Annotated in this window: 8 protein-coding genes and 1 pseudogene; 6 read left to right on the top strand and 3 right to left on the bottom strand. The window is 40.5% G+C overall.

Annotated features, from left to right (window positions below; all coding sequences use genetic code 11):
* Positions 1–281 (top strand): hypothetical protein (locus tag PVA01S_RS26915; RefSeq protein ID WP_218029671.1); only part of this gene is annotated, 281 nt, incomplete at its 5' end.
* A gap of 154 nt (positions 282–435) precedes the next feature.
* On the opposite strand, the gene PVA01S_RS25625 is transcribed toward PVA01S_RS26915, so the two are convergent.
* The gene (locus PVA01S_RS25625; protein WP_127610683.1) at positions 436–1,473 is read right to left on the bottom strand and encodes a hypothetical protein; all 1,038 of its coding nucleotides are present in this window, start codon (positions 1,471–1,473) and stop codon (positions 436–438) included.
* A gap of 265 nt (positions 1,474–1,738) precedes the next feature.
* Positions 1,739–2,167, bottom strand: a pseudogene (locus PVA01S_RS27435) (ATP-binding protein).
* Positions 2,168–2,655: 488 nt separating this feature from the next.
* Between PVA01S_RS27435 and PVA01S_RS25615 the strand changes: the two are divergent.
* From PVA01S_RS25615 to PVA01S_RS25595, 5 genes are all read left to right on the top strand, one after another.
* Positions 2,656–3,825, top strand: a complete 1,170-nt coding sequence (locus tag PVA01S_RS25615; RefSeq protein WP_127610681.1) for a tetratricopeptide repeat protein — start codon at positions 2,656–2,658, stop codon at positions 3,823–3,825.
* Between the two features lie 119 nt (positions 3,826–3,944).
* Entirely contained in the window at positions 3,945–4,976 is a 1,032-nt protein-coding gene (locus PVA01S_RS25610; RefSeq protein WP_127610679.1) for a hypothetical protein, read from the top strand.
* 394 nt (positions 4,977–5,370) lie between these two features.
* Complete coding sequence (locus tag PVA01S_RS25605) at positions 5,371–5,787, top strand: hypothetical protein (RefSeq protein WP_127610677.1); 417 nt, start codon at positions 5,371–5,373, stop codon at positions 5,785–5,787.
* Positions 5,788–6,213: 426 nt separating this feature from the next.
* On the top strand, positions 6,214–6,951 hold the full coding sequence (locus PVA01S_RS25600; RefSeq protein WP_127610675.1) for an endonuclease NucS domain-containing protein: 738 nt from the start codon (positions 6,214–6,216) through the stop codon (positions 6,949–6,951).
* Between the two features lie 114 nt (positions 6,952–7,065).
* Complete coding sequence (locus tag PVA01S_RS25595) at positions 7,066–7,968, top strand: 5'-nucleotidase (RefSeq protein ID WP_127610673.1); 903 nt, start codon at positions 7,066–7,068, stop codon at positions 7,966–7,968.
* 18 nt (positions 7,969–7,986) lie between these two features.
* Here the strand turns inward: PVA01S_RS25595 and PVA01S_RS27075 are convergent.
* Positions 7,987–8,183, bottom strand: a 197-nt coding sequence (locus PVA01S_RS27075) for a hypothetical protein (RefSeq protein WP_218029668.1), incomplete at its 5' end; no start/stop codon positions are given.

The following is an 8,183-nucleotide window of genomic DNA, read 5'->3' as shown; positions in this document are numbered from 1 at the left end:
AACTTTATCTAAGGGAGAAGAAAAATTTAACTGTTTCGGAGATGAATGATATAAAGTTTTATGTGTTGTATGCGGTTTATGCACAACTGTGTTCTAATGTGTACCCTAATAATAAACAAGTCTCTGGTATAGAAAAAGAATCCGTATCACCGGCAGTATTAGATACATCTATCGACCTTGTTTTCGATCTTTATAAGGTGATGGGTGGGAATGACAAAATTGCCAAGGGGACAAAATTTATTGAAGCATTAAAGGATAAATTAAGAGAGAAGAAGCTTTAATATTATTGAGATAAATTTATCACCGAAAATTTTGGATTTTCCAATCCACATCTCAGTTATTTGAACCCTTGTCCAGACAAAACCACAATTGTTAAGATGGACAGGGTTCAAGATCATTAAAGTGATATGGATAGTCTGATCCAACTGAAAGTTGTTATTGAAACCCAACAAATACTTTAATGGCTTCTATTAATCGATTAACCATAAATCCAGATAAAAAACCAATTAACATCGCAAGTTGCCATCCGAAACGAATTGGCGACTTCTTCATGATATCAAGATATTCAATAATGCTAAAAACAAAGAACGAAGTGATAACTGCCGAAATTCCTGCTTGCCCCCATACAAAATGTATTATACTAACCCAAAATGATTTTTCGCTGTCCTGAGAGGTTTGTGTAAAATGCAATATTGTCCCAAGAATGCTGGAGATCATTGACACAAAGGTAAGCGAAGCTGATTTAGGGTGGATTGTTACTGTTTTGGAACTAGTGGCTCGTAATGGATTTTGGTTTGATGAATCTAAATAATTGATATCGGCTGCAATGTTTATGATGCGCTCAGAAAAAAGCTTGCTTTTACATTTTATTACGTAGCTTCTTGAGTAGAAAGAGTTTGGTTCAATAATCGCTAATTCTCGAGACTTTTCAGTACCTATGGCTTCAGCAAGTTCTTTTAGTTGATATAATTTGCCTTCATAGAGTTCCTTTAAATGTAGATTTCTGTCGTCAGAAAACCACTTATTATATGCCCAAGTAGCATCATTTAGAGAAGTAATCTTGAACTGGAAAGTTTGGTATCTTTGTATATATTTTTTTTGCTCTGATTTTAAAAAAGTTTGTTTAATTATATAAATATAAAGTTTCATCAGGTTTGGAATTAAATTTATTAAAGTTTTTAATTCTTCTGCAGTTACTTTGATTACTTCAAGCCTCGTTTCTTCCGAGGCTAGTTGTAAGTGCACTCTTATTAGCTCAGTCATATGAGTACATAGGTCATTATAGCGTTCTATTGTTGACTCCTGAAAGGAATCAGCTCTTTCTTCAAGTACTACGCCCTCAGGCACGATAGGAACAAGGGATGTGAGTTTAACCTTCTCTGATCCTGTATTATTAATTACTAAGCGAAACGTAATCTGATTTGTACGAAAATTCCCTGTTTCTGGTTCAATACTTACTGTTGCGATTGACATGCTCTCACCTAATTTATAGCAGATTTATGTAGTTATTATAAGTCACTTTAATTGTGAGTAGCTACTACATTTACGAACATCCTTTAATCTATGTCACTTCCCCGAACATCCGTAGCATCACACTGCGACGAATTGTGGATTTACCAAGCAACGGATCAGTTACTTGAACCCGTGTCCATGCAAAACCATAACTTAAGTGTATTTCGTCAAGTAAATTTACCCGAAAAAATCGTGCATTTTTACCCATCGTCGTCAGGGGTATTTTTTAGCGTTCTTTCATGAGAGCATGTTTCATTCTGTAGCTTTCTCCTTCGAAAACGAGCAGATGCCAGTGATGCGCCAGACGATCAATCATCGACGCCGCCATCTGATCATCTGTGAAGACCGAGCCCCATTTGGAGAATTTCAAATTCGTAATAATGATGAGGCTGCGGCTTTCGTAGCTATCAGCAATGACCCGGAACAACAGCTGCGAACCTTCCTTGTCGACGGGGATATATCCCCACTCATCCAGCATCAGAAGCTGGCAGCGCTGGATGTCGCTCCAAGGCGCCGCTACGCTTGGCTTCGCCCAGCCGCATCAAAAGTTCCCCACGGTATAGAATTTCACGGGCATGCCCAGTTCACAGGCACGCAGTCCTGCGGCAATAGCCGAATGCGTCTTGCCCGTTCCGACGGGTCCATAGAGTACCAAATTGCAGCGAATTTAAAGGTAACGTATATCAATAAGAGAAGGAATTTATTATATATCAAACGAAAAATGGAAAGTGGAAATCATTAAAGGGGATAAAGTTTCTGTTGAGAACAATCAACCAGATAAGTAACAACGGGAAACGATAGTTAAACAAGGCCAAGTTTAATGGGAATATACCAGTAAAAGGATGAATTACGCTACCTCCCCAAACAACCGTAGCATTATGCGGCGGCGAATTGTGGATTTGCCAAGCCACGGATCAGAAAAACGAACCCTTGTCCATACAAAACCACGATGGTTAATACGCGACAGGGGATCAACAAGTTTACTTTCGCGTAAGTACTGCCATAAGCGTCTAATGATGTTTATAGCAGCGTTTTCATTGATATTTATAATAAGGGATAAGTTTAATAGGAATTTGGTGGAAGTTGTCGAAATGAATAATTAGTCCTACACATTAGAAAACAATGAAAAACAGGTGATTCGTGTTGAAAGAAAAAGCGGATTCGCTATTTAAAATGGGCAAGTATCAAGCGGCCATTGAACTCTATGAAATTTTGATTAAACGTGAGTCGAGAGATTCGGAGTCACACTTGATGAAAGGCCGAGCGCTTGCTGAGTTGGGGCAAACAAATGAGGCACTGATCCATTACGACCAGTCCATTGAATTGGAGCCCAACTGGTCTTCTTACTATTATAAAGCTCAACTGTTACTGAAAATGAAAAGCTATGATGCCGCCATTGCGGTGCTAGACAAGTGTCTGGAGTCTGATCCATCCGATCGGCTCATTTTGGAGAAAAAAGCGTTTGCCTATCGGGAACTAAAGGATATCGAGCGAGCGATCTCGGTTTATGAACGTGCGCTGTTTTTTGAGGCTGAGCCTTACGAAGCGATGCATATAGTTCGCGAGATAAAGCGGACATATTGGGTTGGCGGTAGTCATGAAGCGAATCAGGGAAATTGGGATCAGGCCATTACTTTGTTTGATAAGTGTATCGAAGTCGACTTGAGACAAAACGAAAAGTATAAAGTGGTCCCTTCCGATTACTACAATTACTACAATGACCCCGAATCCGACCCGTATTTTGATTTTCGCCGATCACTGGATGCATTGAATCGATCAGCTCTTGTAGGTCTGGGGAATGCGTATTATGAGAAAGGCGATTATAAACAGGCATGGGCGAAATACCCGCTTATTTCTTCGCAGGAGCACACTGCAGTTTCACTAATTCGTAAGGCGGATTGTTTTCAGAAGAAGAAGGATCATTACCAAGCGATACTGTGCCTGCAGGCGGCAGTCAAGCTGGACCCGAACATTCAGATTCAGATGGTCCAGCTAAAACGACAAACTCCTGTCGAGTATATTATCGCAAACAAACGGGATGCAGAAAAGACACTTAAAGCGATGAAAAAGGAAGCAGAAGCTTGGTTTCGCACTTGTTGTGATGTGACTGACCGAAGTACGATCGAGGGAAACCTGACCATGATCGGAAGTTCGATACAAAATAAATATTTAACTATGTCGTATGAGGAGAGTTATTCGATTTCCAAACGGCTTCGAATGACGATGTCATCGGAATTATGGAGAGTTTTGGATACGCTGTTACCTTACTATGCGATAAAGGAATTCCGATTGTTCAATTCGACAAGTGGCTAAGTAAACAGGCACCGGACGCCCGTCCCTACTTGCAGCGAATCCTTTAGAGCAAGCGGAAGCGGAAGAAATTCAGCAAATCATAGCGGACATTGACTACTAATGAAGAGCTCGTGAATCAATTGGCTAAGCGGCTGGAAAAGCGAAGCTATCGGTCCAAGTCGGCCCAAGCGCAGCTGGTCAAAGTAAAAAAGTCTGCTCAACAATTGGATGAGAAAAAGCGAACCTTCGAAGGCATAGTTTACCCGTCCGTCGAGGAGGCCAGAGCTGCCGAACAGGAGATCTTCGACATGCGATCGTTGACGCAGTCCTATGACAATTCCACTGAAGAAGGAGTAAGAGCGCTGCATACGGAGTTGCAGAAATTTTCCGCACGATTGTCTGCTCCTTTTGTGGAAGAAGTGGAAGCGCGCTTACGTAAATTTGAGGAGGAACGGACTTTTCAGGGCGTCTTATATTCCAGCCAGCAAGAAATTGCGGTGGCCAAAGCAGAATGGGACAAAGCAAACGACATGTTTCAAGCAAACGCGGTCTCGTCGCTAGAGGATGCAGAGGCGTTATTTGCTCGATTAAAACAGCACCCGTTCACTACGAAGGGTCCCGAAGAGGTAATTCTCAGGGTTGAAAAGGCGATTGTCAAAATTCAAACCGATCAACGTACCTATAACGGAGTGATTTACGAATCGGCAGACGAAGCGGCAAGAGCCAAGATCGAGCTTGCAGAAATCAAACGTATAATGGATACCAAAGCTACGGAAGCATCTAAGGTCAGGAAATTACTTGCCAAGTTAGATGACTTTCACCCGAAAACCGCGGAGCCGTATAAGAAAGAGCTTCGGGCTATTCTCGATAAACACGACAGAACATATAAGGGCAAAGAATATAGGACGTTCCAAGAGGCGGAGCAGGTCAAGGTCAAAGAATTGTTGAAGAAGGCTCAAAACCATCAAAAACGGCGAGATACGGGTATTATTATGAAAATATTTCTTTATTTACTTGGGATTGGCTTCAGCTTGTTTTTAATCGGTCTATTAAACGCCATCGGATTAGTTCTGGTTTGCCTAGGCTATTTGGGGTATTTTGTTAGCATTCGAGAGGAGAAAAAGGCGTGGAAAGAACTTACATCAAATGGAAGAAAAGCCTTGCCTAAATAAACATCCCTGCTCATGGAATCATGCATGGAAATTGATTTGCTAAATTTAAGCAATCTCCACAAACATCCTCAACATCACGCGGCGGAAAATTGTGGATTTGCCAAGCCATGGTTCAGTTGCTGGAACCCTTGTCCGTGTAAAACCACAACTTAAAGTAGTGGACAGGGGTTCGTCACGCTTTCAATAAGAGTCAGTACCGTCGTTTGACTCTCAGTGACGCTTCTTGACGAATTGACGCTTTTTCCAATAAGTCTGATTGACTGCTACCATAGGGATATTCATAATGATCTCCTTGAAGGAACTCATTAAAGTGCATAGAATTAGAATCGTATATCCTCCCCCTAAATAAGGGAAAGTATTATACGAATTAATGCAACCGAAGGAGTTGAAATAGGTGAAGGATCATGCTCGGCGAATAGTAGAAGGCTTGGAGCAAATCCCTGACGTAGTCGCAAAAGACATGCCGTCCCGAAGTCGCTATAAGATCATGTCGCGAGCGGGTGTTCTTTGGAACCGAGAGTCTAGAGAGGATGATCCAAAATGGGGAAATGTTCACTATGAATCCAATCATGTACTGATTGCCTTGGATTATCCCAAAGGTCACTTTACGGAAGAGGAAGTATCGCAATTGCTCAAGTTGCCGATTCGCAAAAGCAGGGAGCGAAAAACAGGCATTCACATTTTTTTGGGGGCTTCGACTAGCCCATATGACTCTTTAAGAATTAAGCTATACGAAGCCGATGCTAAAGATGAGCCAATGATTGGCCGCCTTCTCCAATTTGCTGATGATTTATATAGATTGTCTAGTTAAACAAAGGTCTGCCATATAAACCTTGTGGGCCCTGTATGAAAGAAAGGGTCTTGATTCCTTAATTTATGACTTGCTAAGTTATGCTAATCAACCTTACGCCACCTCCCCAAATATCCTCAGAAGCACGCGGCGTCGGATTGTGGATTTGGCACACCACGGCTCGCATTTATGAACCCTTGTCCATGCAAAACCACAATATTTAAGTGGTGTGGACAGGGGTTCAGTCCGTTTTAAAATTAATTTAGTGTCAGTACCTATATTTGCGTCTAGTTGACGCTTCGGACGGTACTGGCATTTTTATTGAGAATAGCCAATTCGACATCTTTTTACTTTAAATTCAAAGGGTTTATGAAAAATCGGTAGAATGTATATTGTAACTACATTAATTCACTTCTTAGAAACAAAATGTAAGGAAGGTGAAGACGATTGGATGAAATTCAGTTACATGATATTTTAATAGCTAACTCTGACTTGATTGAAGAACAACTTGAATTTATTTCCAAAGAAGTTAGAATTGGATCTTATCGCTGCGATTTGCTCTTTAAAGATCGGAACGGTAAACAATTATATGTTGAAGTAAAGTTGAAAGTTGACGACAGAGCTGTAGGGCAAATATTAAGATATGCAGGTTTAGTCAATGATGAAAACGTGAGATTCATGTTAGCGGGATTAACTTTTGTTCATGGACTAAAGGAAGGTCTGACTAAACATGGTTATGAGTATAGAGAAATTCAATTGACAGATAGGGAATTCTCAAATACTATTAAACGTCCTTCGCTTTCGAGAGGAGAATCAAAATTTAATTCTCCAGATGAAGTAATTGCTTCGTTTAGTAGTTCTGCGATACAAATGATAGCTAGAAATATCTTCAATTACGTAGATCAAACGCTCGTTACATACTATTACATATCAGACGGTATCATGTTTGTACGTAAGGGTCGAAAACACAAATTTCTTTCCATATCCACTGTGGGGAATAGACTGTTGATTCATGTTCCTGTAAAGAAGAGGGACGAGATTTTTAAGCTATTTCAATCCAATATAAAAATTTATTTGCCAATTGATAAAAGAGACAAAAACCAGATTGATATTAAACTTGATCAGATAGTATCTTTGGAGTCTCTAATCCCATTAATTCAGACAGCTTACGAGGAACGGGAGTGAGCTATCCGCTTCTCAATATGTGAAGTACGTCGAAGGAAAAGAAATGTTCGATGTCGTGAACTGCGTTATTGGTCAACAAATACATTCTTAGTTGAAGTTGGGGGTGTTTAAGGTATGCCTTATGATTTGACTAACTATTTGGTAATTGGTGTGTCATCAAGAGCTCTCTTTGAATTATCAGAGGAAGACGAGATTTTTCAAACTCAAGGTTTGGAGGCGTATTCAAAATACCAAATAGAGAATGAAGATAAGATTCTTAAACCTGGTATCGCGTTTAGTCTAATAAAAAGCATTCTTCATTTGAACGAACTTGTTCAAGGGAAAAGAAAGACTGAAGTCATAATAATGTCGCGGAACAACGCTGATACCAGTCTTAGAATATTTAATTCAATAGAACAATACGGTCTTGATATTTCCCGAGCGGCACTTACAAGTGGTAGATCTCTTGCGCAATATCTTAAGTCTTTTGAAGTAGATCTTTTTCTATCCGCAGATGAGAAAGATGTTCAGGCAGCAATAGATGCAGGAGTTGCTGCAGGATTGATATACAAAACGGATACCTCGTACGAGGATAACTCAGCTTCTGAAATAAGGATTGCATTTGATGGCGACGCAGTTCTTTTTTCAGAGGAGTCAGAAGAAATTTATCAAAAACAAGGTCTTGAAGCGTTCCTTGAACATGAGAAAAAGAATGCTGAAAAACCACTACCAGATGGTCCGTTTGCTAAATTACTTAGAACAATTTCATTCTTACAAAAACAATTTGGTTCCGATGACAATCCTATACGTACAGCCCTAGTAACAGCTAGGAACAGTCCTGCACACAAAAGGGTTATTTTAACTTTGAGGCATTGGGGGATAAGAATAGATGAAGCCTTTTTTCTTGGAGGGGCACCAAAAGAAGGAGTTTTAAAAGCGTTTGGAGCCCATATTTTCTTCGATGATCAAGACGTACATTTAAAAGGCTCATCGAGGGTGGTGCCATCGGCCAAAGTTCCAATTAGATCGAAGGAATAAGCTTGGATTAGACGTTGATTAGAATGACTGTTTAGAAAACAGGGGAGTTCTGACTACCTCCCTAAACATCTTGAGCATCACACGGCGACGAATTGTGGATTTGCCAAGCCACGGCTCGTCTCCATAAAATGCGAGAGCATCGACCAAAAGCGGTCGATGCTCTTTCGCGTTTATAGAGAGGATAAGGGAAGGCGAGAGCCCTGGGAGTTCAGAGG

It is taken from the genome of Paenibacillus validus NBRC 15382 (genome assembly GCF_004000985.1).
GTDB lineage: Bacteria > Bacillota > Bacilli > Paenibacillales > NBRC-103111 > Paenibacillus_G > Paenibacillus_G validus.
Note: the sequence above shows the minus strand (reverse complement) of the source record. Positions and strands in the feature narration are given on the sequence as shown.